A 23,495-nucleotide genomic window follows, 5' to 3' on the forward strand; every position below is an offset into this window, starting at 1 on the left:
ACTCTGCGGGGAGGGATCAACTTCGATCGCCAGTTACCCTGAAAGCTTTTCGAAATGTTTCGGAAGTTCTTTCGAAAGTGCCCACCAAATTTAGCCGTGAGCTATGTCACCGTCAAGGGTGTCCGTCAAGAATCTTTCCCGCCATAGCTTCACGATTGACGCCGAGGCCGATGCTGCTGCACACTAAAGCGACACCGAAACTTTTCGAAAGCAGACTTTTATGGCCCCCGAAGACCAACCGTCAAAAATGACGCTTTCCGCTGTGGCCCAAGAGGTTGGAGTGTCGGTCCCCACGGTCTCCAAAGTGGTAAACGGACGGGCCGACGTGGCCCAGGGAACCCGCACGCGGGTCCTGGAGGCGCTCCAGCGGACTGGCTATAAGACGCCGCTCCAACGCAAAGGCAAACCCGTGCAACGAACAGTGGAAGCAGTCTTCGACTCGTTGAATTCCGCCTACAACATGGAGATCCTCAACGGCGTCATGGAGCAGGCCAACGTCTCCGGCATGGAAGTGGTGCTCTCGGTGACGGGCCTGCAGGCTCCGCCGTCCCTGGGGCCCGAGGAGCGGGCGCAGCGCATGATTGACGAAGGACGCAGCGGAATGATCGTGGTTACCTCGGCCTTCGGGGCAACGCAGCTCGAAGCATTCCAACGCCGCCAGATCCCGATCGTGGTGATCGACCCCCTCAACCCGCCACCGTCGAACCTGTTCAGCGTGGGCGCCAGCAACTGGGCCGGCGGCAAAGCAGCTGCCATGCACCTCCTCGAACTCGGGCACCGCCGGATCGCGTTCATCGGCGGTCCCGACACCGCCGAGTGCAGTCAGGCCCGCCTCCATGGCTACATGGCTGCCCTCATGGCCGAAGGCATCACCGTCGAACACGAGTATGTCTCGGCCGGGAAGTTCCGGCCGGAGAACGGTGCCGCCGCCTTCAAGGCGCTGCTGGCTTTGGAGGATCCGCCCACCGCGATCTTCGCCGGCAGCGACAGTATCGCTTTGGGCGTCTTGGCTGAGGCGCGGCGTCAGGACGTGCGGATTCCGGAGGAGATGAGCCTGGTGGGCTTCGATGGGACCTACCAGGCGGAGGAGTCCATCCCACCCTTGACGTCGGTGAGCCAGCCGCTGCAGGAAATAGGCCGATCAGCCTTGAACTTCATCCTCCGCCAAATGCAGGGGGAAGAAATCGACTCCAGAAGGGTGGAACTGGCAACCCACCTCGTTGTCCGCGAGTCCACTGCGCCGCCGCGCGCAACAGCGCTACGCTAGGTCCCGCCGTCGTGGGTTCAGCTGCAGTGGCGGGATGGCCTCATACAGCAGCACCCGCACCCAACGGTCCCCGGTTTCGCGGAACTCCGCGCGACTGGCGAAGCGGTAAAGGTAGCTTCGCGCCCGGACCCACCGCGGGCGGCCGCCGTCGAACGGATCCCGTCGAAGCAGGCCGAGGGTGGGCTTATCGGCCTCCAGCAGCCTGTCCAGGAAAGCGTAGAACCAGTCCTCATGGACGGTCCGCAGCGGCAGAAACCACATGAGCCAGTCCAAGCGAAGGTGGTACGGGGCCCATTGCCGCGGGAGCCTCCGGACTTCCCCGGGCTTGCCCTTGAAACCGTACTCCAGCCAGTTCTCGTCAGGTGCGTCCGGCTCCTCAGCCATGGTGCCTTCCACCACTATCTCGACCCGCTGCTTCGTCACCGTCCCGAACGCGCCGTAGGCGTTGACCAGCCGCCAACGGTTGAAACTGGCATTCATCAGTTGGCGGCGGGAGAACAAGTTGAGCAGCGGACGGTAGCTGAGCACCAGCAGCAGCGCCGTAACAAGCACGACGACGGCGAGCCACCACAACGGGGTTTCGGCACCTGGGTGCCACTCCAGCGGGATGGACGGAAAGACGGAGTGTGCCACAGGATCGCTCACGGCGGCGAAGGCCAAGACGATCGCCACCCAGTTCAGCCACGCGAAATTCCCGCTCGCCACCAGCCAGAGCTGGGTCACGATGATGATGCCAGCAGCAACGCTGGCCAGGGGCTGCGGAGCGAACAGGAAGAACGGGACCACGAGCTGCGCAAAATGGTTGCCCAGCACCTCGAGCCTGTGGAGGGGCCGCGGCATCAGGTGTGCCTGCCTGCTGAGTGGGCCAGGCATCGGTTGGGTCTCATGGTGGTAGAACATCGCGGTCATGTCCCGCCATTCACGACCCCCGCGGATCTTGATCATCCCGGCGCCGAACTCAAGCCGGAAGACCAGCCAGATGATCATGACCAGGACAGGGGTGGGCGGCGGTGTCTGGTCCGAACCCAGGAAAGCCACGATGAACCCGGCCTCGAGGAGCAGGATCTCCCAGCCGAAACCGTAGAACGTCTGGCCGACGTTGACAATCGACATGTAGAGCAGCCACAGGACGAGGAATGCCAGCAGCGGGAGCCACGGCGGCCCGGCCTGGGGGAGCCCCAAAACCAGCAGGGCCGCAACGGCCATGCCCGCCACGCAGACGATCCGGAGGAGGCCGTCCGAGTAGCGCCACCGAAAGAGGGTGGGCCGTGCCAGGCGGCGGGCCACGTCCATGAACTCCGGCACGGGAAGCAATCCATGCTCGCCCAGAAGGGCAGGAAATTGATTCAGCGTGGAGAGAAAAGCAACGAAGTACAGCCCGGCCGTGCCACGCTGCAGCACCTGCCGCGCGAACTCGTAATCCCAGGCATCAAGCCAGGACAGCCACTCCACGGTTCCACGGTACGCCCGGCCGGCGGTTCTCCACATAGCTCCAGGTCCGGTCGCTGCCTTCCCCGGTGGCTGGGATACTTAAGGAATGCAGCCGCGCAAGATCGTCATCCTCGGGTCCACTGGTTCCATCGGCACACAGGCGCTAGACGTCGTCGATGCCGCGCCTCACCGCTTCGAGGTGGTGGCGCTCAGTGCGGGCGGCGGAAACCTTGGACTCATTGCGCAGCAGGCCGTCCATACCCGTGCCCAAGCGGTGGGGATCGCCCACGGCGACCCTGCGACGCTACGGCAGATGATCAGTGCCGCTGCCGCCTCCGAAGGCATCGGAGGATTCACTCCGGAAATCTTCGTCGGCCCGGATGCCTCCACCCGGATCGCAGCCATTGCGTGCGACGTTGTCCTGAACGGCATCACAGGCTCCATAGGGTTGGCCCCGACGTTGGCCGCGCTCGGCACGGGAGCAACGCTGGCCCTGGCCAACAAGGAATCACTGATCGTCGGCGGCGCGCTGGTCAAGGCTGCAGCCCACCCTGGCCAGATCGTCCCCGTGGACTCCGAGCATTCGGCCATAGCGCAGTGCTTGCGCTCAGGCACTGAGCCGGAAGTCGAAAAGCTGATCCTCACCGCTTCGGGTGGCCCGTTCCGTGGCCGCACGCGTGAACAGCTTCATGACGTCACACCGCAGGAGGCCCTTGCCCACCCCACCTGGGACATGGGCCTGATGGTCACCACCAATTCGGCCAGCCTGGTCAACAAGGGTTTGGAAGTGATCGAGGCCCACCTGCTCTTCGATGTTCCGCTGGACAGGATTGACGTGGTGGTCCACCCCCAATCGGTGGTTCACTCGATGGTCCAGTTCGTGGACGGCTCCATCATCGCCCAGGCGTCGCCCCCGGATATGAGGTTGCCCATCGCCCTGGGGTTGGGGTGGCCTGACCGTGTTCCGCGCGCCGCTCAGGCCTGCGATTGGAGCCAAGCCACCAGTTGGACGTTCGAGCCACTTGATACCGTGGCTTTCCCAGCCGTGGATCTCGCCAAGGACGCCGCGAAGCAGGGCAGTACGTTCCCGGCCGTGTTCAACGCTGCCAATGAAGAAGCGGTCGAAGCTTTCCATGCCGGGCGCATCAGGTTCACCGACATCGTGGACACGGTGGAGTCCGTCCTCAGCGAACATTCAGGCTCCTCGGAGCTTACGGTGGAGTCCGTGCTGGATGCTGAGAAGTGGGCACGCGCCCGAACCCACGATCGTTTAGCCAGCAGCAGCGCCCTGTAGCCTACAAACCCTTATGGAAGCAGTCCCACCGGTATGAGTCCCGTCCTTCTCTTCATTCTCGGAGTCGTCTTCGTCGCCATTGGCGTAGCGGTCTCCATCGCGTTGCACGAGGTAGGCCACCTGGTGCCCGCGAAGCTCTTCAAGGTCCGAGTCACCAAGTACATGATCGGCTTCGGGCCCACATTGTGGTCCCGGAAAAAGGGCGAAACGGAGTACGGCTTCAAGGCCCTTCCGCTGGGTGGTTATGTGGCCATGATCGGCATGTACCCGCCCAACAAGGACGACGGCGCCGTCCGCCCTTCCAGTACAGGAATGTTCCAGACACTGGCCACCGAAGCGCGTTCGATGGCGCACGAGGAAGTGGGTCCGGGCGACGAGAAGCGCGTGTTCTACAAGTTGCCGGTCTGGAAGAAGATCATCATCATGCTCGGCGGTCCCGCCATGAACATGATCATCGGCCTGATCCTGCTGGCGGTGCTGCTGATGGGATTCGGCGTGGCCCAATCAACCACCACAATCGCCGACGTTTCCAAGTGCCAAGTCGCTGCGGGCCAGACTGTGGACCCTGATTCCGCGGACTGCAAGCTCACCCCTGCCGCAGCTGCCGGGCTCCAGCCGAATGACACCATCACCTCCTTCGACGGCAAGGAAGTGACCAACTGGGACGAGCTGACCAGCTGGATCCGGGCATCTGCGGGCAAGGATGTTCCCATAACCGTGCAGCGCAACGGCACGTCGGTGGAGACCACTGTGACGCCGGTACTCTCCTCCCGGCCAGTGGTCGGACCTGACGGACGCGCGGAGCAGGACGCCAACGGTGTCCTGAAATACCAGGAAGTCGGATTCCTGGGAATCGGCGCCCAGAGCGCACTGGTACCCCAACCGGCGTCGGCTGTCCTTCCCATGGCAGGGGAGAACATCAAGCAGATCGCCGGTGTGATCTTCAACCTGCCCGCCAGGGTGGTGGGCGTCGCGAAAGCGGCCTTCAGTGAGGAACCCCGGGACCCCAACGGTCCCATCAGCGTAGTGGGCGTCGGCCGGGTGGCCGGCGAAGTCGCCGCCATGGAACAGGTGCCCATGCAGGCGCGTATTGGAACCTTGGTGGGCTTGTTGGCCGGGCTCAACTTTGCGCTGGCGATCTTCAACCTGATACCGCTCCTGCCCTTGGACGGCGGCCACGTTGCTGGCGCCCTGTACGAGGGCGCACGCCGCCAAGTGGCCAGGTTGAGGGGAAAACCGGACCCCGGGGCCTTCGACATCGCCAAACTGCTGCCTGCTACCTACGTTGTGGCCGCGTTGCTCATGGCCATGGGTGCGCTCTTGATCTACGCAGACATCGTCAAGCCCGTGAACATCTTTGGCTGAGCTGTGAATATTCTCGGCGGGGCAGGCGGGATAGGCTAGCTCCATGACTGTTTTCGCTGTTGAGTACGTATACGCCGCCGATTCCGAAGCCCTTCGCGATGAAACCCGGCCGGCGCACCGTGCCTGGCTCGGCGGACTGGCCGAGGAAAGCACGTTGCTTGCCAGCGGCCCGTACGGTGACGGCGCTGGTGCACTGTTGATCTTCAAGTCTGCGGATGAAACCCAGCTCAACGACCTCCTCAAGGAGGATCCGTTCGCTGCAGCCGGCGTCATCGCCGGAATCCGAACCACGGAATGGTCCCCGGTCATCGGTGTCCTTGCCGCCCACACGTCCTGACACGGCCGTCCTCCACTACATCGCCCCACACCAACCCAAGGAGTCCACGTGACCTCGGTCAGCCTGGGAATGCCAGCAGCCCCACCACCCGTTCTTGCCCCGCGACGTAAGACGCGGCAGATCAAAGTTGGTTCAGTGGGCGTTGGTTCTGATTCGCCCATCAGCGTTCAGTCGATGACCACCACGCCCACCACGGACATCAACGCCACGCTGCAGCAAATCGCGGAGCTCACAGCATCAGGCTGTGACATTGTCCGCGTCGCCTGCCCGTCCGCCGATGATGCCGAAGCGTTGCCCATCATTGCCCGCAAGTCGCAGATCCCGGTGATCGCCGACATCCACTTTCAGCCGAAGTACGTCTTTGCGGCCATTGAGGCCGGCTGCGCAGCGGTCCGTGTAAACCCCGGAAATATCCGCAAGTTCGATGACCAGGTCAAGGAAATCGCTGCGGCCGCCCGCGATCACGGCACGTCCATCCGGATCGGCGTCAACGCAGGCTCCCTCGAGCCCGGCATCCTGAAGAAGTACGGCAAGGCCACCCCGGAAGCCCTTGTTGAGTCCGCTGTCTGGGAAGCCTCCCTGTTCGAAGAGCACGGATTCCACGACTTCAAGATCTCGGTCAAGCACAACGACCCCGTCATCATGGTGGCCGCCTACGAGATGCTCGCCGAGAAGGGCGACTGGCCCCTGCACCTCGGTGTGACCGAGGCCGGACCTGCCTTCCAAGGCACCATCAAGTCGGCCACGGCCTTCGGTGCGCTCCTGTCGCGCGGTATCGGCGACACCATCCGGGTCTCCCTGTCTGCGCCGCCGGTGGAAGAGATCAAGGTTGGAAACCAGATCCTGCAGTCCTTGAACCTGCGCCCCCGCAAGCTCGAGATCGTGTCCTGCCCATCGTGTGGCCGCGCCCAGGTTGACGTCTACACGCTGGCCGAACAGGTCACCGCTGGCCTTGAGGGCATGGAGATCCCGCTGCGCGTCGCCGTCATGGGCTGCGTCGTCAACGGACCAGGCGAAGCACGTGAAGCGGACCTTGGTGTGGCTTCCGGCAACGGCAAGGGCCAGATTTTCGTCAAGGGCGAGGTCATCAAGACTGTGCCTGAGAGCCAAATTGTTGAGACACTGATCGAAGAGGCCATGCGCATCGCCGAAGAGATGGGGGAGGCCGATGGCGAAGATGCTGTCAAGGGTAGCCCCGTGGTTAGCGTCTCGTAACGGGACCGGCTTGGGAGTCAGGGTGCTCGGCAGTGCCGACACCCTGGCCCTTCGCGAGCTTGCAAGCGAAGACGTTGTAGCCAACGTCTTCATACTCTCGCACTTGGACAGTACGGGTACGGCGGCGCCCACCAGCGGCGGTGCCAGTATCTTCGGAGTGTTCGACGATACGACGCTCCTGGGGGCCTGTTGGGCGGGAGCAAACCTGGTCCCCGTGCAACTCGATCCCGGACTGGCGGGGTACGTAGCCAACGCCGCCCACCAGACGGGTCGACGTTACGCGTCCATCTTTGGGCCGGCCGACACAGTGCTCGCGCTGTACTCCCGTTTCGAGCAGTTGGGGCACTCCGCCCATGAAGTCCGCTCCCAGCAGCCGCTCCTGACGATTTCCGGCACACCGACAACAAGCCCCAATCCTTCGCTGACTTTCGGCAGGATGGAAGACTTTGATCGCATCCTGCCTGCCTGCGCGGCGATGTTCGAGGAAGAAGTTGGCTATTCGCCCTTCCTGGGCGGCCAGGAGTTCTACAGCAGGCGGGTTGCGGGGCTCATCCGACAGGGCCATTCGCTGGTGCACATTGATGCCACGGGCACGGTGGTCTTCAAGGCCGAGCTGGGTGCCGTGACCCCGGACGTTACCCAGGTCCAGGGTGTGTGGATGAATCCGGAACTGCGTGGGCGCGGCCAGAGCGCCGGGTACATGGCCGCCGTCGTTAATCTTTCCCGCACCTTCGCTCCGGTGACCAGCCTGTACGTGAATGACTACAACGCCAAAGCCCGTGCCACCTACGAGCGGGTGGGCTTCGAGCAAGTGGGCACGTTCGCGACTGTTCTTTTCTAGGCCTATCCGCTGCTCAGCCGGAGGCGTCAAGGTCCCCAGTGAGGTAGCGCTGGATGTTCGGCGCAGTCAGCCGGACAACTTCGTCCCGGCCGGCGGAAGCCAGGGGCTCAAGCCGGATCACGTAACGGACCAGCATCAATCCCACCACTTGGGTCGCCACCAGGTTGCCCCGCATCCGGACCTCCTCGGCGGTTCCAGGAACGCCGGCCATGATCCTGGAGAGGATGGTGCGGTTCACCATTTCCCGCATCAGCGCCGTCTTGGCTTTGGAGCCGATGGTTCCCCGGACAAAAGCCACTAGGCCGTGCTGCGCCGGACCTTCCCACAGCCGAAGTACAGCACGGACGATCGCCTCCGCCCGCGCCGCCGGGTCCAGGTCTTCGACGCCGGCCAACACTTCGGCAGGATCTGCGGGCAGTTCAACGCTCGCAGCAAAGAGTTCGTCCTTGCCGCGGAAGAAGTGGTGGACCATGGCCGGGTCCACGCCCGCGTCCCTGGCGACTTGGCGGAGGCTTGTCCCCTCGAAGCCGCGTTCAGCAAAAAGATGGCGGGCTGCTGCGAGGATGGCTTCGCGTGAATGGTCGCCGGCGTTTCGGCGGCCCCGCCGCACTTGGGGGAGGCTCACCGGCTCTGCCTCCGCAGGGTCAGCGATGCCAGGACAAGGACGCCCACCACGATTCCGCCCATGATCAATGTGTCTTGCCACAGTGCCGCTGTGGCGTCGGCGTTTCCCGCGATTTCCTTAAGTGCATCCACGGAGAACGTCAGTGGCAGGACGCCTGAGATGGCCTCGAGGACCTGGTTCATGTCGTCCCGGGCCACGAAGAGGCCGCACAGCAGGATCTGCGGCACCACCACGACGGGCATGAACTGCACGGCCTGGAACTCGGTGCGGGCAAACGCGGAACACAGCAGTCCCAAGGCGACACCCAGGACGGCGTTGATGACGGCGATCATCACTACGAAGCCGGGGCTTCCCTTGATGTCGAGGCCAAAGACCCAGTACGCAACGGCCGTGGCCACCAGGGATTGCAGGGAGGCCATGATGGAGAAGGCCAGTGCATATCCGAACAGCAGGTCGGCTTTGTGGATGGGTGTCGTAAGGAGCCGCTCCAGGGTACCTGAAGTCCGTTCGCGCAGCATGGTGATGGAGGTGACCAGGAACATCACCACGAAGGGAAAGATGGCCAGCATCATGAGGCCAACACGGTCGAAGGTCCGCGGGAATCCGGGTGGAAGCGTCTCGTTTTCATACAGGAAATAGACCGCTGCCAGCAACAGGGCGGGGACCACCAGGATCAGTGCAACGCTGCGGTGGTCGTGTCGCAGTTGCTCAAGGACGCGCCGGGTTGTGGCGATGGTCATGCGGACGTTCATGATGCCACCTCGCTTTCTGCCTGGCCGCGGTCGGCGGCCTTGATGATGGTCAGGAACGCCCGCTCCAGGTCATCGCTGCCTCCGCGGAGCGCCAGCTCGGCCGGAGTGAGTTGTGCCAGCAGGAGCCCTTCACGCAGCAGCAGGAGCGAGGAGCAGTGGGACGCTTCTTCCATGACGTGGCTGGACACCAGCAGCGTCGTGCCCGACGCGGCCATCGCCGCGAAGCGCTCCCACAGTTCGGCGCGGAGTACCGGGTCCAGGCCAACGGTGGGTTCGTCCAGGATGAGCAGTTTAGGGTGGGCCACCAGCGCGCAGGCCAGCGAAACCCTGCTGAATTGTCCGCCGGAAAGGTCGGCGGCTTTCTGCCGTGCCAGCGGGGCGAGTCCGACGGCGTCAATCGCCTCGGTGACGTCAGCCGCCGTCGCGCCGTGCATGGCTCCGAAGTACCTGACGTTCGCTTCGACGCTGAGGTCCCCGTACACGCTGGCGCCCTGGGTGACATATCCGACGTCGTGCCTTAGCGAGGCGCTGCCCGCAGGGATGCCCATGACGGTGACGGTTCCGCGGGTAACCCGCTGGACGCCCATGATGGCACGCATGAGTGTCGTCTTGCCGCTGCCGGAGGGACCCAGGAGTCCGGTAATCCGGCCGGGACCGACCGTGAAGTCCAGGCCGCGGAGAATGTGTGTCCGCCCTCTGGAGACGTGCAGTTCCGTGGCCTCGATGGCCGCTGGAGCAGGGGACATGGTGGCCTCCGGCAATGCTAATAATTCATCAGTTGATGAAATTAAAATAGAACTGTCCGCTCGCTGGGTCAAGGGGTGAAACGAAAGATCAAGGGACTCAAGTCCTTGAAAATGTGTCGGCTATCACATAGGTTCTTCCCAAGCCGTGTCGTTGGGGTACGGGTGATTGAGGGGGAATCGTGACAATGACCTTGAAGGGTGCCCTGTGCGCCCGCATCATCCGTGTGTTCGGCAATGACCAATACGTCCCAGCCGCAGGCAGTCCCGCTCCGCTGGAGGGAACGGGGAACTAGTCCCAGGACAGAGTCTGCGGCCACCGGCCGCTGAGCCACGCCATCGCAGGATGACCAGCCCACCGCGGCCAGGGGCTTCCACCACGCGACGGCGTGGCTCTTCTGTGTCCGCCGGGGTGACAGCCCCGCTTGTTCCGGGCGCGGCCCGCTGAGCCGGTAGATTAGTAGGCAGTTGTTTTTGCCACATCTGCCATAGAAACGGATACGTACCCGTGGTCCTTCGCCTTTCCCAGTTGTTCCTGCGCACCCTGCGTGAAGATCCCGTCGACGCCGAGGTCGCCAGCCACAAGCTGTTGGTGCGTGCCGGCTACATTCGCCGCGCGGCACCCGGTATCTACACGTGGCTTCCGCTTGGCCTGAGCGTCCTGCGCAAGGTCGAGGAGATCATCCGCCAGGAAATGTCCGCGATCGGAGCCCAGGAAGTCCATTTCCCGGCGCTGCTGCCGCGTGAACCCTACGAGGCCACGAACCGCTGGACCGAGTACGGCGAGGGCCTGTTCCGGCTCCAGGACCGCAAGGGTGCGGACTACCTCCTTGCGCCGACGCATGAGGAAATGTTCACCCTTCTGGTCAAGGACCTGTACTCCTCGTACAAAGACCTGCCGTTGAGCCTCTACCAGATCCAGAACAAGTACCGCGACGAAGCCCGTCCCCGGGCAGGCCTGCTCCGCGGCCGCGAGTTCATCATGAAGGATTCCTACTCCTTCGACGTCGACGACGCCGGCTTGGATGCCAGCTACGCTGCCCACCGCGCCGCGTACCTGAAGATCTTTGCCCGTCTTGGCCTGGAAGTCATTCCTGTTGCCGCGACCGCCGGTGCCATGGGCGGCTCGAAGAGTGAAGAGTTCCTCTTCCCCACTGAAATCGGCGAGGACACCTTCGTGCGTTCGGCAGGTGGGTACTACGCCAACGTCGAAGCTGTCACCACCGTAGTTCCGGACGACATCGACTTCACCAAGGCACCCGCTGCCCGGGTCCTGGACACGCCCAACACTCCCACTATCGATACTTTGGTGGATGCAGCCAACCAGCTGGCACCCCGCAGCGAGTCCGACGGCGGCGCATGGGCCGCCGCTGACACGCTCAAGAACGTGGTCCTCGCCGTGACGCTGCCCACCGGTGAACGCCAGATCGTGGTGATCGGCGTACCCGGCGACCGTGCAGTTGACCTCAAGCGCGTTGAAGCGAACATCGGCGCGTTCCTGCCGATCGCCGGCGAAATCGGGCTCGAGGCCGCCAACGAGGACGACCTCAAGAAGCTGCCGTGGCTGGTCAAGGGTTATATTGGCCCCGGCCTGTCACTTGATGAGCCCGTGCTGGGGCTCGAGGGATCGTCCAAGGTCCTCTTCCTGGTGGACCCCCGCGTTGTTTCGGGTACGAGCTGGGTCACCGGTGCCAACGCCGAGGGCAAGCACGTCTTTGGGCTGGTCGCCGGACGCGACTTCACCTGGGACGGCGTCATCGAAAGCACCGAAGTGCGTGCCGGCGACCCCGCTCCTGACGGATCCGGCCCGCTGGAAACGGCGCGCGGCATCGAGATGGGACACATCTTCCAGCTCGGCCGCAAGTACGCCGCTGCCTTGGACCTTAAGGTGCTGGACCAGAACGGCAAGCAGGTAGTAGTCACCATGGGCTCCTACGGTGTCGGTGTTACACGCGCCGTGGCAGCCCTGGCCGAAGCGAACCATGACGACCGCGGCCTTGTCTGGCCACGTTCCGTTGCTCCCGCCGACGTCCACGTGGTGGCTGTTGGCCGTGGTGACGAGATTTTCGAGGCCGCCGAGAAGCTTTCCGCTGAGCTGGAGGCCGCCGGCCTGGACGTCATCCTCGATGACCGCCCGAAGGTCTCTCCCGGCGTCAAGTTTGGCGACGCCGAACTTGTAGGCGTACCCACCATCCTCGCCGTTGGCCGCGGACTCGTGGACGGTGTCGTGGAAGTCAAGGACCGCCGGAGCGGCGAAGCCGAGAACGTCCCGGTGGACAAAGCCGTGGATTACGTGGTCAACGCCGTACGAAACCGGTGATCTCCGGCTTCGAATCGATCCAGCTCACTACCCTCATCCTGATTGTGGTGGCTGGTTTCGCGGCCGGCTGGGTGGACGCAGTGGTTGGGGGCGGGGGACTGATCCAGCTCCCCGCCCTGCTGCTGGTGCCCGGCATCACGCCTGTCCAGGCCTTGGCGACCAACAAAATGGGTTCCATCTTCGGGACCACCACCAGTGCGGTCACGTACTACCGCCGGGTCCGTCCTGACCTGAAAACGGCGGTACCCATGGCTGTCATCGCCTTGGCCGGGAGTTTTGGCGGGGCGATCCTGGCGGCGTCGCTTCCAGCCAGTGTTTTCAAGCCCATCATTGTGGCTGCCCTTATCGCCGTCGCAATTTTCACCGCCCTGCGTCCCAGCGCAGGGGAGCTGACAGCGCTCCGCCACGATGGCCACAAGCACTACGTCGTTGCCTGCCTGATCGGCGGGGTGATCGGCTTCTACGATGGTTTGATCGGCCCTGGCACGGGGTCGTTCCTGATCATCGCCCTGGTCTCGGCCATGGGCTATGCCTTCCTCGAAGCCAGTGCCAAGGCAAAGATCGTCAACATGGCCACCAATGCCGGTGCCTTGATCTTCTTCCTACCGCATGGATCCCTGCTCTGGGGCGTAGGGCTTGTCCTCGGCCTTGCGAATATGGCCGGCGGCTACTTGGGCGCCCGTACGGCAGTAGCCAAGGGGAGCGGCTTTGTACGCGTGGTCTTCCTGGTTGTTGTGGCCGCCCTCATCATCAAGCTTGGTATGGACGTTTGGAACGACAACTTCGCGGGCTAGCTTCTGCCTAAGCCGATTCCCCTGGACCGGGAAGGTCGTGCGCGGCCGGAAGGCCATCCAATGTCCGGCCGGCCAAGGTGCTGGCAACCCAGAGGGAACGGGCCAGGTCCCCGCCGTGCGCGGGTTTTCCGGCGTACCACAAAGCATTCTCCACCTCACGGGCGATACTCCATTGCCGGGCGGCCTCGGGATCGAGCCGGGCGGCGAGGCTGAATTCGTGGCAGCGGTCGCGCAACGCAGCCTCCGGGTCAGTCCGTGAAAGGTCGCCAATGCGGTTCCACAGGATGGGTGCGACGGCGAATTCGGCCTCACCGATCTGGGGCTGCGGATCGATGGCCAGGTAGGCGTCGCGTCCGGCCTCGTTTGCATCCAGGGTGGCCAGGATGTTCATGAAATGCAGGTCTGTGTGGACCAGGACGTCTTTTCCGGCGCGACGGCCCACGGCACCCCGTGTTTGGCACACCTCCAGTGCAGCCTCCAGCAGCCACCTGGGGAACGGGCGGTCCAGCCGTTCCCATTCAGCTGGCAGTTCGTCGCTCCACCGTTCAGCTGTGGCGGCAATATGGTCCAAATCCCGCCATTCAGGCCTGTCGTCCGGCGCGATGGACAGTTCACGCATGATGGTTCCCCATACATCCCGTGCTTCCGCCAGCGGTGCGTCCTGGAGCCAGCGGGCAGCGTCCAGCCGTTCCAGCAGCATGGAGCAACTCGGCGCATCTGCGGCAAGGAGCCGGACCGCGCCGCGGCCTCCCCACAGCGTGAGTGCGTGGCGCTCCACCCGGGCTTCGTCATGGGGAAACGCGATCTTCAATGCTGCGGGCTGACCGTGCCGCACCACGGGCACCACCAAGGCTCCGTGGCCGTTCCAAGGCTCGGCGCCAGGAGCGAGGTCTACTGCGAGCTCCCAACGGTCCAGTGCATCGGAAATGAGGCCGGGGAGGCTGGCCAACCAGTCCCGGCCCGCAGAGTCACGGTTATACCGGGCGTGGAGGTCGCCTGGCATCGGAATCATCGCGTGAAGGGTCACGCGATCAGCCTAACGCCGCTGCCGCGCCAGCTATCTAGAAAACGCCGCTGGCACCCAAGAGCGTTCCAATGGAGAACGTTGCCGCCAAGGCAAGTGCGCCGCCAACAACCACCCGTGCTGCGGCGCGGAACCGGGGAGCACCGCCGATCCAGGCCCCCACTGCGCCGGTAATCGCCAGGGCCAGCAAGACCGCCGCGAAGGTGAGCGGCACCCGCATTTCGGGTGGTGGAAGCAGGATGGCCAGCATGGGCAGTACCGCGCCCAGCGTGAAGGCCACCGCCGAGGCCAGTGCTGCATTCCACGGGCTGACGATGTCGTCTTCGTGGATGTTCAGCTCGGCAGAAAGGTGTGCGGCCAGTGCGTCGTGCTCCGTCAGTTCTTCTGCCACTGTCCGGGCAGTCTCGGGGCTGAGGCCTTTTGACTCATAGATAGCCGTCAGCTCGTTGAGCTCTTCCTCGGGTTCCTCGGCAAGCTCGCGACGTTCCTTTTCGATCAAGGCCCGCTGGGTGTCGCTCTGGCTGCTGACGGAGACGTACTCGCCCAACGCCATGGAGATGGCACCGCCCACCAGGCCGGCCATGCCCGCGGCGAGGATGCTCCCGGAGTTGGTGGTGGCTCCCGCCACGCCCACCACGATCGCCGCGACGGAGACGATGCCGTCGTTGGCGCCCAGGACTCCGGCCCGAAGCCAGTTCAGGCGGTGCGCCAGATCGTCCCGGTGGGGTTCGTTTTCATGCGTGGTCGCAGTTTCTGTGGAAGCCATGGATTAAGCCAAGCACCGCAGCCCGGGCTTGGCCAGCATGGCTAGCCTGCCCTATCTGATGCTTGCGGTGGGGGAGGCGGTGCCGCTGGGCGTCGGAAGGGCAGGCAAGTCACCGGCGTCGAGCTCCAAGCCCGGGAGTGCCGGCAAAGCGGCGCCCCAGGCGGAACTGCGCCGGCCAGCGGCAAGCAGGCCATCGATGGCCCAATCACGGGTCCCACCGGTGGACAACGCCACGAGGTCGCCGAACCGCGGCAAGGATGACGCTTCGAGGTCCGCCAATGCGGCGGCAGGGTCTTTGGCGAACTTCGCCGGGAGCCTGTACCCCGCCTCGCCTGTCGGGACGTCCCCGCAGTTCACGCCGGTCAGGTCCTCGGCCTGCCGGAGAAGCACCTCGTGCACTTCGAGGTCACGGGCAGCTGCAGGGACGCTGGAAGCGCCGAGCTTTTTGACCGCTACCTGGTAGACATAGACCGCCTCGTGCTGGGCGCGGACCAACGACGCCAAGGCAGTGTCGGTGGTTGCGGCATCCGCGTCCGGGCTCGGGCTGGCCGAAGGGCAGGATCCGGCGGCCGGCGCAGTGGCGGGAACCCTGCTGGTGGTGGGCAGTGTTGGGGCAGGCAGTTTCCACGCGGCGGCCAGCTTCTCGGCGGACAGCAGCTGGGCGGATCCGACGGCGGCGAGCAGGCGTGCCATGCCGCCGTCGGACTCGTGGGCGTCGGTGAGGCGCTGCTGTCCGCTCCGGGACAGCTCCGTGACGAATGCGGACGGCGTCGCTTTCGGGGACGAAGCAGTGGCGGTTGGTGACCCAGCGGCCGGGAACGTGGGGAGCTGGCCGGCGGGGTCCAGCAGGGCGCGGGCATGGGTTGTCAGCAAAGTCACAGCGTCGTCGGCGCCAGGTTTTCCGGCATCCGGCCCAGGGGCGTCAGCCAGCGCAACGGCCGAATCACGGAGCAGCAGGGTGTCTTCCAACGCCGCAAGGCGGGCATTTTCGGAGAAGGAACGTGGTGGGGGAGTCCCGGAATCACGCGGAATAAGCACCATGCCCGTGCCAACTACCAGCAGGGCCACCACGGAAACGAGCACGAGCCGGCCCCATGCTGGTACTCGTCGCTTATTGGTTCTCTGCTCGTCCACAACAGACCATGGTGTCATGTGGGCGCCGAAGTCCGTGCACGCAAGTTCCCGCGAAAATCGTTAGGCTAGTAGTCACAACAACATCTATCGGGAGGCGGCGGGCAACGTGAGTGACTCGGAAGCCACGACTTCACCGGACCGTTCTGAATCGAACTCAACGGCCACCATCCACAACCCGGAAGAGAGCAGGCTTAAAGCGCTGCTCGAACCGGCCGTCCTTGCCAGCAGGCTCTACCTCGAGGATGTTTCCATCCACGTGGCCGGCTCACACCGGACGGTCCACGTCGTCGTGGACCTGCCGCAGGAGGAAACCGGAGGCGTCAGTCTTGACGCCATAGCCGACGTCTCGCGCGGACTGTCCGATATTCTGGACAACGATCCCCAGGACGACGGCCGCCCGTATGACCTCGAGGTCTCCTCGCCCGGGGTTGGACGTCCCCTGACGGAACCGCGGCATTGGCACCGCGCCCGCGGACGCATGGTCAGGGTCAACGTCATCCAGGGCGACAACCTCCTGGGCCGGATCGCATCAGTGGGCGATGACGCCGTGACGCTGATCCCGGAGCACGAGGTCAAGAAGGGCATGAAGCCCAAGCAGGGCGACCCCATCACTATTCCTTTCGACAGGATCCGCCAAGGAAAAGTCGAGATTGAATTCAGCCACCTCCACGAGGCTGCGCTGGAAGACGAACACAATGGACCTTCCGAGGAGGCCTAATGGATATTGACATGAGCGCACTGAGACTCCTGGAGCGTGAGCGTGAAATCCCGCTGGATCTCCTGATTCCCACCATCGAGCAGGCTTTGCTGGTGGCGTACCACAAGACGCCCGGCGCTTTTGAAAAGGCCCGCGCTGAGCTGGATCGCAAGAGCGGCCACGTGACCATCTGGGCCACGGAAATCGACGACGACGGTGAGCCGATCGGCGAGTTCGAGGACACTCCTGCCGGTTTCGGCCGTATCGCCGCGAGCACGGCACGGCAGATCATCCTGCAGCGCCTTCGCGACGTCGAGGATGACAACGTGCTGGGCGAGTTCAAGGGCCGTGAAGGCGAACTTGTCGCCGGCATGATCCAGCAGGGAAACAACCCGCACATGATCCAGGTCAACCTTGGAGCTGTTGAAGCCCTGCTGCCGCCGCCCGAGCAGGTTCCCGGTGAGAAGTACCTGCACGGCAGCCGCCTGCGTGCCTTCGTGGTGGACGTCCACCGTGGGGCTAAGGGCCCGTCCATTACGCTGTCCCGTTCGCACCCGGGCCTGGTCCGTAAACTCTTCGAAATGGAAGTTCCGGAGATCGCGGACCACTCCGTGGAGATCGTCGCGCTTGCCCGCGAAGCCGGCCACCGTACCAAGATTGCCGTCAAGGCAAACATCCCCGGCGTCAATGCCAAGGGTGCCTGCATCGGTGAAATGGGTTCGCGTGTCCGTGCTGTCATGACCGAACTGAACGATGAAAAGATCGACATCGTCGACTTCAGCGACGACCCCGCGACGTTCATTGCCAACTCGCTGTCGCCGTCGCGAGTGAATTCCGTCACTATTACCGACGAGTCGACCCGCTCGGCGCGCGTAGTGGTACCGGATTACCAGCTTTCCCTGGCGATCGGCAAGGAAGGCCAGAACGCACGCCTTGCAGCCAAGCTGACTGGTTGGCGGATCGACATCGTCTCCGACGCAGCACCGGCCAAGGCCGAATAGCGTCCCAGTCGGGGTCGGCTTAACGCCGCGCTGGCGGTGTGCCCGGTTTCGGGAGTCCGGAGCCGGGGGCTAGACTAGATGGAACCGGGCTTACGTCCGGTATCCGCGCGCCTTGGCGTGCCTCAGCTGCATTCGCAGGACCGGGGCCCGTCGGGTGCCAGTAGCGTAAGGCAGGTTGGACACATCGTGGCTGAACTGCTTGAGCACGGCCATGGGCCTGTTCGCACGTGTATCGGATGCCGGAAGCAAGGCTCCCGGTCCGAGCTTGTCCGGCTGGTCGCCCAAGGCGCCAGTTCGTCCACCGTAGTGGTGGATGAACGACGCCGGATGGCCGGCAGGGGTGCGTGGCTGCACCCCAGCGAAAAGTGCTTGGCATTGGCGATCAAGCGGCGCGCTTTCGGAAGGGCCCTTGCGGGCGCTACCGAGACAACCGCCGTCGAACGCTACCTGATGCCGGGCGCGCCACTCGTGGAGGCCCACACTTCCACTGGCAAACCGTCCAAACCTGAAAGCGGGTCAGAAAACTGATGGAAACCCGATGAGTTCCCAGCGATGAGTGCGTAACGATGACAACTTTGTTGCGCTCTGCAATGGGCCTTTCCGCCGTGCAAACGGCTGAGGCCCGCATAAAGAAGTAGACGGTTCGTGCCTGACTCGGTGCGGACCGAGACAGGAGAAATGTGGCCAAGGTCCGCGTACATGAGCTCGCCAAAGAGCTCGGTATTACTTCCAAAGATGCAGTGACAAAACTGCAGGAATTGGGCGAATTCGTTCGCTCCGCCTCTTCCACCATTGAGGCCCCCGTCGTGAAGAAGCTTCGCGACGCCTACCCGGGTGCCGGCGCTGCAAAGTCCGCCGCCCCCGCAGCCGCTCCCGCGGCAACCCGTCCCGCAGCATCCCGCCCGGCCGCCCCGGCACCGGGCCCGGCGGCACCGAAGGCTCCGGCCCCGGCGCCTGCTGCTCCGTCGTCGGCAACCCCGTCGTCAGCAACCCCGGCACCGGCCGCTCCGGCTCCGGCGGCACCTGCTCCGGCAGCCCCGGCAGCGCCTGCTGCTTCCAACCCGGTTTCGGCCAAGCCCGGTGCCCGTCCTGCCCCCAAGGCAGAGACCCCGGCTCCGGCACGCCAAGGCGGCCAGGCTCCTCGTCCCGGCGGTCCCCGCCCGGGCAACAACCCGTTTGCTACGTCCCAGGGCATGCCCCGTGGCCGTGGTGGCGATGGAGACCGTCCGCCGCGTCCGGGTAACAACCCGTTTGCTCCGTCGCAGGGCATGCCCCGTGGCGAGCGTCGCAACGACGGCGAACGTCCCGGTGGTCCCCGTCCCGCAGCTGGTGCCGGTGGACCCCGTCCCGCAGCAGGCACTGGCGGTCCCCGTCCGGGCGCCCCGCGTCCGGGTGCACCCCGTCCGGGCGCTCCGCGTCCCGCCGGTGGTCCCGGTGGCGGAAACCGTCCTACTCCGGGCATGATGCCCAACCGCACTGAGCGTCCGGCTCCGGGTGGCGCAGGCCGTCCCGGTGGCGCAGGCCGTCCTGGTGGCGGACCGGGTCGTCCCGGTGGCGCACCAGGTGCAGGCACCGGTGGCGGAGCTCCCGCCGGCGGTGGCTTTGGCAAGGGTGGCCGCGGTCGCGGTGGTACCCAGGGTGCCTTCGGCAAGGGCGGCGCCGGTCGTGGCAAGCAGCGCAAGTCGAAGCGGGCAAAGCGCCAGGAACTGGAGCAGATGAGTGCTCCGTCGCTGGGTGGCGTATCGGTACCCCGCGGCGATGGCGAGACCATCATCCGCTTGCGTCGTGGCTCGTCCATCACGGACTTCGCCGAGAAGATCGATGCGAACCCCGCGTCGCTGGTAACCGTTCTGTTCCACCTCGGTGAAATGGCTACGGCTACGCAGTCCCTCGACGAAGACACCTTTGGCCTGCTTGGCGCCGAACTTGGCTACAAGCTCCAGGTTGTTTCGCCGGAAGACGAAGAGCGCGAGCTCCTCGACCAGTTCGACATCAACATCCAGGACGAGCTCGACGCCGAAGGCGACGACGTCCTGGAGCCCCGCGCACCGGTTGTCACCGTCATGGGCCACGTTGACCACGGTAAGACCCGCCTGCTTGACGCGATCCGCAACTCCAACGTTGTGGCCGGCGAGCATGGTGGAATCACCCAGCACATCGGTGCTTACCAGATCAGCCACGTCCACGAGGGCAACGCCCGCGACATCACCTTCATTGACACCCCCGGTCACGAGGCCTTCACGGCCATGCGTGCACGTGGTGCCAAGGTCACTGACATCGCGATCCTGGTTGTCGCAGCTGATGACGGCGTCATGCCGCAGACAGTGGAAGCGCTCAACCACGCCCAGGCAGCCAACGTACCGATCGTTGTCGCAGTGAACAAGATCGACAAGGAAGGCGCCAACCCTGACAAGGTCAAGGGCCAGCTGACCGAGTACGGCCTGGTTCCCGAAGAATACGGTGGCGACACCATGTTCGTTGAGGTCTCTGCCCGCCAGAACCTCAACATCGACGAACTGATCGACGCTGTCCTGCTCACGGCCGATGCTGCCCTGGACCTGCGAGCCAACCCGGACAAGGACGCTCGAGGCATTGCCATCGAAGCGAACCTGGACAAGGGCCGCGGTGCTGTTGCTACCGTCCTGGTCCAGTCCGGTACCTTGGCCGTGGGTGACACGATCGTGGCCGGTACGGCTCACGGCCGCGTCCGCGCCATGTTCGACGAGAACGGCGAGGCACTCGATGTCGCACTGCCGTCCCGTCCGGTCCAGGTCCTTGGCCTGTCCAACGTGCCGCGTGCAGGTGACACCTTCCTGGTGACCCCTGACGAGCGTACGGCCCGCCAGATCGCCGAGAAGCGTGAAGCTGCCGACCGCAACGCAGCACTGGCCAAGCGTCGCAAGCGCATCAGCCTGGAAGACTTCGACCAGGCCGTTGCCGAAGGCAAGATCGACACCCTCAACCTCATCCTCAAGGGTGACGTGTCCGGTGCCGTGGAAGCCCTCGAAGACGCCTTGCTCAAGATCGACGTCGGAGACGACGACGTTCAGCTCCGTGTCATCCACCGCGGTGTGGGTGCCATCACGCAGAACGACGTCAACCTGGCCACGGTGGACAACGCCATCATCATCGGCTTCAACGTCAAACCGGCGGAGCGCGTTGCTGAACTTGCTGACCGTGAAGGCGTGGACATGCGCTTCTACTCGGTCATCTACGCAGCAATCGATGACATTGAGATGGCTCTCAAGGGCATGCTCAAGCCGGAGTACGAGGAAGTCCAGCTCGGTACCGCCGAGGTCCGCGAAGTCTTCCGTTCCTCCAAGTTCGGCAACATCGCAGGTTCGATCGTCCGCACGGGCATCATCCGCCGTAACTCCAAGGCACGTGTCAGCCGCGACGGCAAGGTCATCGGTGACAACCTCACCGTTGAGACGCTCAAGCGCTTCAAGGATGACGCCACCGAAGTCCGCACCGACTTCGAGTGTGGTATCGGTCTTGGTTCCTTCAACGACATCAGCGAAGGCGACATCATCGAGACCTTCGAGATGCGCGAAAAGCCGCGCGTCTAGGTTCCATGTGGAGCGGGTCCGTCGGGTAGCCCCGGCGGACCCGTTCCGTACCCGTTTCTACTTTCCAGGAGGAAGTCATGGCTGATCCCGCACGCGCCGCCAAATTGGCACAGCGGATAAAGGTCGTCGTCGCTGAGGCCCTCGGTCGCCGGGTCAAGGATCCGCGCGTCGAGTCCATTACGGTCACCGACGCCCGCGTCACCAACGACCTTCAGCACGCAACCATCTACTACACCGTCTTTGGCGATGAAGTGGCCCACACCGACGCTGCCAAGGCGCTGGAAAAGGCCAAGGGTGTGCTGCGCCAGGAAGTTGGCCGCAACATCACCGTCCGGCTGACCCCGACTCTTGAGTTCGTCGCGGACCAGATTCCGGTCAATGCCTCGAACCTTGAGGAACTGCTGCGCGAGGCCAAGCGCCGCGACGCCGAGGTAGCTGCTTTGGCTGCCGGGGCCAAGCCGGCTGGCGATGCCGACCCGTACAAGAGCGACACTCCGGCTGACATCGACGAAGACGACTTCGACGAAGAGGACATCGACCTCTCCGGCGACGACGAACTCGACGAAGACGCCAACCGCTAAGACCTCAAAGTTTTTGTTCAGATAATGCTCCTAAGAGACGCTCTTAGGGGCATTATCTGTTTACAAACTGGTTAGGATCGGAGCATGTCGGCGCACGATGCTCAGCAGCGGGATGAATATTTGAACCGGGCCATTCGCTTGGCGGTACAAAACGTTTCCGACGGCGGCGGCCCTTTCGGCGCCGTCGTGGTCACCGCGGACGGAACCGTCCATGAGGGTGTCAATCGGGTTACACGCGACCACGATCCCACGGCGCACGCGGAAGTGGTGGCCATTCGTCGTGCGGCTGCCGAGCTGAGGAAGTTCGACCTCACCGGTTCCGTTCTCTACGCAAGCTGTGAGCCTTGTCCGTTGTGCCTGTCGGCGACGCTTTGGGCCAGGATCGGACGCGTCTACTTTGCCGCGGACAGGCACGGCGCGGCGCGGGCCGGCTTCGACGACGCAGTGTTCTATGAGTACTTCGCCGGCAGCAGGCCGGAACTTCTCCCCGTGGAGCACGCCCAGTTGGCAGCGGCGGAGGACCCGTTCGAGGCCTGGAAGCACCATACGCGCCGGACGTCGTACTAGGTCCGGCGGCAGCTAAACCTTCGCTGGAAGGCGATTGACGCCGTCGAGCAGGTCTTGGTGACCGCCACAAAGGGCGATCCTGATCCAGCCCTCGCCGATCGACCCGAACGCCGTGCCCGGCGCGAACGAGACTCCCGATTCCGCCAGGAACTTGCGCACCCACGTGCGGACGTCCCCGCCGCTTACGTGCGAGACGTCGGCCCAGAGATAGAACGCGCCCTGTGCCCCGAGGAACGGAATACCCTTGGCTTCCAGCACGGCCGAGGCCGCGTCGCGGTTGTTCCGGTAATGATCGCGGGCCTGGTAAACGTAGTCCTGGGGCCCGGTCAATGCGGCCAGCGCAGCGTACTGCGAGGGTGACGCGACGCAGGAGACGATCGATTCCATGACGTTGTTCATCTTCTGCTCAATCCCCGGAGGGCAGATCAACGCCCCGATGCGCAGGCCTGTCAGTCCGTACGTCTTGGACAGCGTCAACGAGGTGAACACACGGGCTTCCCCTGGGACGTCGCTGTCGAAGCGCGCCGGACTGACGTGCGGGACATCGAAGGTGAAGGCTTCGTAGCATTCGTCCGAGATGATCCAGAGGTCGTGCCGGACGGCCAGTTCCACCAATTCCCGGGTGGCTTCTTCACTGATGACCGCCCCCAACGGGTTGGACGGCGAATTCAGCACGAGGACACGGGTCCGCGGCGTGATGAGTGCTTCGATGTCCTCGATATGCGGCTGGAAGTCGTTCTTGGGATACAGCGGATACTGCACGGGCACGGCGTGAAGCAGCCGGCTGGTCATGGCAAACGTGGGGTAGCCGGGGTTCGGGATGAGGATCTCGTCGCCGGGGGAGAGGAGAAGGCTCATGGCGAAGTGCAGGCCTTGCTGGGCGCCGTCCACCACATAAACCCGTTCAGCACCGATCCCTACGCCCTGCTGTTCGCGGAAGCGGGCGGCGAACGCTTCCCGGAGAGCGGGCATCCCCGCGTTGGGTGTGTAGTTGGTCTCATCCCGGTCCAGGCAAGCAATGCCGGCGTCGAGGACGTGCCGTGGCAGCGCAAACCCCGGTTCGCCGATGCTCAGGACGATCGCCCCGGGGGTGGCCCACGCGGCCTCGGTGATTTCGCGGATCTGGTTCACGGGGACGTCACGGACGTGCAAGGCAAGCTCAGGCATGGGAG

22 protein-coding genes are annotated in these 23,495 nt (G+C 64.2%); 14 read left to right on the forward strand and 8 right to left on the reverse strand.

Features of this window, described 5'->3' with window-relative positions:
• Positions 1-220 precede the first annotated feature (220 nt).
• Positions 221-1,267, forward strand: coding sequence for a LacI family DNA-binding transcriptional regulator (locus QRM57_RS18975; protein ID WP_284987761.1), 1,047 nt, complete (start codon positions 221-223; stop codon positions 1,265-1,267).
• Here the strand turns inward: QRM57_RS18975 and QRM57_RS18980 are convergent.
• A complete protein-coding gene (locus QRM57_RS18980; RefSeq protein ID WP_284987762.1) occupies positions 1,259-2,719 on the reverse strand; it encodes a lipase maturation factor family protein in 1,461 nt (486 codons plus the stop codon). The two genes, QRM57_RS18975 and QRM57_RS18980, sit on opposite strands and share 9 nt — an antisense overlap.
• An 85-nt stretch (positions 2,720-2,804) precedes the next feature.
• On the opposite strand from QRM57_RS18980, the gene dxr reads away from it, so the two are divergent.
• The 5 genes from dxr to QRM57_RS19005 are packed head-to-tail and all read left to right on the forward strand — an operon-like array spanning position 2,805 to position 7,750.
• On the forward strand, positions 2,805-3,992 hold the full coding sequence (dxr, locus tag QRM57_RS18985) for a 1-deoxy-D-xylulose-5-phosphate reductoisomerase (RefSeq protein WP_284987763.1): 1,188 nt from the start codon (positions 2,805-2,807) through the stop codon (positions 3,990-3,992).
• Between the two features lie 33 nt (positions 3,993-4,025).
• Positions 4,026-5,357 (forward strand): M50 family metallopeptidase, encoded by a 1,332-nt coding sequence (locus tag QRM57_RS18990; RefSeq protein ID WP_284987764.1) that lies wholly within the window; start codon positions 4,026-4,028, stop codon positions 5,355-5,357.
• A 43-nt stretch (positions 5,358-5,400) separates the two neighbouring features.
• Positions 5,401-5,694 (forward strand): YciI family protein, encoded by a 294-nt coding sequence (locus QRM57_RS18995; RefSeq protein ID WP_235521788.1) that lies wholly within the window; start codon positions 5,401-5,403, stop codon positions 5,692-5,694.
• A 48-nt stretch (positions 5,695-5,742) separates the two neighbouring features.
• A complete protein-coding gene (gene ispG, locus QRM57_RS19000; RefSeq protein ID WP_235521789.1) occupies positions 5,743-6,909 on the forward strand; it encodes a flavodoxin-dependent (E)-4-hydroxy-3-methylbut-2-enyl-diphosphate synthase in 1,167 nt (388 codons plus the stop codon).
• Positions 6,872-7,750 (forward strand): GNAT family N-acetyltransferase, encoded by an 879-nt coding sequence (locus tag QRM57_RS19005; protein ID WP_284987819.1) that lies wholly within the window; start codon positions 6,872-6,874, stop codon positions 7,748-7,750. The genes ispG and QRM57_RS19005 overlap by 38 nt, the downstream gene beginning before the upstream one ends.
• A gap of 13 nt (positions 7,751-7,763) precedes the next feature.
• On the opposite strand, the gene QRM57_RS19010 is transcribed toward QRM57_RS19005, so the two are convergent.
• Genes QRM57_RS19010 through QRM57_RS19020 form a run of 3 tightly spaced genes read right to left on the reverse strand, consistent with a single transcriptional unit; the run spans position 7,764 to position 9,873 of the window.
• Complete coding sequence (locus QRM57_RS19010; protein WP_257371145.1) at positions 7,764-8,375, reverse strand: TetR/AcrR family transcriptional regulator; 612 nt, start codon at positions 8,373-8,375, stop codon at positions 7,764-7,766.
• Positions 8,372-9,115: an ABC transporter permease gene (locus tag QRM57_RS19015; RefSeq protein ID WP_257371168.1), complete on the reverse strand. Its 744-nt coding sequence runs from the start codon at positions 9,113-9,115 to the stop codon at positions 8,372-8,374. The genes QRM57_RS19010 and QRM57_RS19015 overlap by 4 nt, the downstream gene beginning before the upstream one ends.
• A gap of 8 nt (positions 9,116-9,123) precedes the next feature.
• Positions 9,124-9,873: an ABC transporter ATP-binding protein gene (locus tag QRM57_RS19020; RefSeq protein ID WP_235521791.1), complete on the reverse strand. Its 750-nt coding sequence runs from the start codon at positions 9,871-9,873 to the stop codon at positions 9,124-9,126.
• Between the two features lie 505 nt (positions 9,874-10,378).
• Between QRM57_RS19020 and QRM57_RS19025 the strand changes: the two genes are divergently transcribed.
• Together QRM57_RS19025 and QRM57_RS19030 are read left to right on the forward strand one after the other, a co-directional pair.
• Entirely contained in the window at positions 10,379-12,190 is a 1,812-nt protein-coding gene (locus QRM57_RS19025) for a proline--tRNA ligase (RefSeq protein WP_284987766.1), read from the forward strand.
• Positions 12,187-12,984: a sulfite exporter TauE/SafE family protein gene (locus tag QRM57_RS19030; RefSeq protein WP_235521793.1), complete on the forward strand. Its 798-nt coding sequence runs from the start codon at positions 12,187-12,189 to the stop codon at positions 12,982-12,984. The genes QRM57_RS19025 and QRM57_RS19030 overlap by 4 nt, the downstream gene beginning before the upstream one ends.
• A gap of 7 nt (positions 12,985-12,991) precedes the next feature.
• On the opposite strand, the gene QRM57_RS19035 is transcribed toward QRM57_RS19030, so the two are convergent.
• From QRM57_RS19035 to QRM57_RS19045, 3 genes are read right to left on the reverse strand one after another with little or no spacing between them, the layout of a single operon-like run.
• Complete coding sequence (locus tag QRM57_RS19035) at positions 12,992-14,011, reverse strand: aminoglycoside phosphotransferase family protein (protein ID WP_284987767.1); 1,020 nt, start codon at positions 14,009-14,011, stop codon at positions 12,992-12,994.
• A gap of 34 nt (positions 14,012-14,045) precedes the next feature.
• Positions 14,046-14,774, reverse strand: a complete 729-nt coding sequence (locus tag QRM57_RS19040) for a VIT1/CCC1 transporter family protein (RefSeq protein WP_257371142.1) — start codon at positions 14,772-14,774, stop codon at positions 14,046-14,048.
• 51 nt (positions 14,775-14,825) lie between these two features.
• A complete protein-coding gene (locus tag QRM57_RS19045; RefSeq protein WP_284987768.1) occupies positions 14,826-15,857 on the reverse strand; it encodes a DUF4439 domain-containing protein in 1,032 nt (343 codons plus the stop codon).
• A 157-nt stretch (positions 15,858-16,014) separates the two neighbouring features.
• Here QRM57_RS19045 and rimP point away from each other — a divergent pair, with 157 nt between their 5' ends.
• The 6 genes from rimP (at position 16,015) to QRM57_RS19075 (ending at position 22,323) form a co-directional block, all read left to right on the forward strand.
• Positions 16,015-16,626 (forward strand): ribosome maturation factor RimP, encoded by a 612-nt coding sequence (rimP, locus tag QRM57_RS19050; RefSeq protein WP_235521797.1) that lies wholly within the window; start codon positions 16,015-16,017, stop codon positions 16,624-16,626.
• Positions 16,626-17,606 (forward strand): transcription termination factor NusA, encoded by a 981-nt coding sequence (gene nusA / locus QRM57_RS19055; RefSeq protein WP_257371139.1) that lies wholly within the window; start codon positions 16,626-16,628, stop codon positions 17,604-17,606. The genes rimP and nusA overlap by 1 nt, the downstream gene beginning before the upstream one ends.
• Before the next feature lie 186 nt (positions 17,607-17,792).
• Positions 17,793-18,134, forward strand: a complete 342-nt coding sequence (locus QRM57_RS19060; RefSeq protein ID WP_257371138.1) for a YlxR family protein — start codon at positions 17,793-17,795, stop codon at positions 18,132-18,134.
• A gap of 152 nt (positions 18,135-18,286) precedes the next feature.
• Positions 18,287-21,175 (forward strand): translation initiation factor IF-2, encoded by a 2,889-nt coding sequence (gene infB / locus QRM57_RS19065; protein WP_257371137.1) that lies wholly within the window; start codon positions 18,287-18,289, stop codon positions 21,173-21,175.
• 77 nt (positions 21,176-21,252) lie between these two features.
• Entirely contained in the window at positions 21,253-21,756 is a 504-nt protein-coding gene (rbfA, locus tag QRM57_RS19070) for a 30S ribosome-binding factor RbfA (protein ID WP_284987769.1), read from the forward strand.
• Between the two features lie 84 nt (positions 21,757-21,840).
• On the forward strand, positions 21,841-22,323 hold the full coding sequence (locus tag QRM57_RS19075) for a nucleoside deaminase (RefSeq protein WP_257371133.1): 483 nt from the start codon (positions 21,841-21,843) through the stop codon (positions 22,321-22,323).
• 12 nt (positions 22,324-22,335) lie between these two features.
• Here the strand turns inward: QRM57_RS19075 and QRM57_RS19080 are convergent, their stop codons facing one another.
• Complete coding sequence (locus QRM57_RS19080; RefSeq protein WP_284987770.1) at positions 22,336-23,490, reverse strand: pyridoxal phosphate-dependent aminotransferase; 1,155 nt, start codon at positions 23,488-23,490, stop codon at positions 22,336-22,338.
• Positions 23,491-23,495: the final 5 nt, after the last annotated feature.

The sequence above is a fragment of the Arthrobacter sp. fls2-241-R2A-172 genome, assembly GCF_030208885.1.
Lineage (GTDB): Bacteria > Actinomycetota > Actinomycetes > Actinomycetales > Micrococcaceae > Arthrobacter.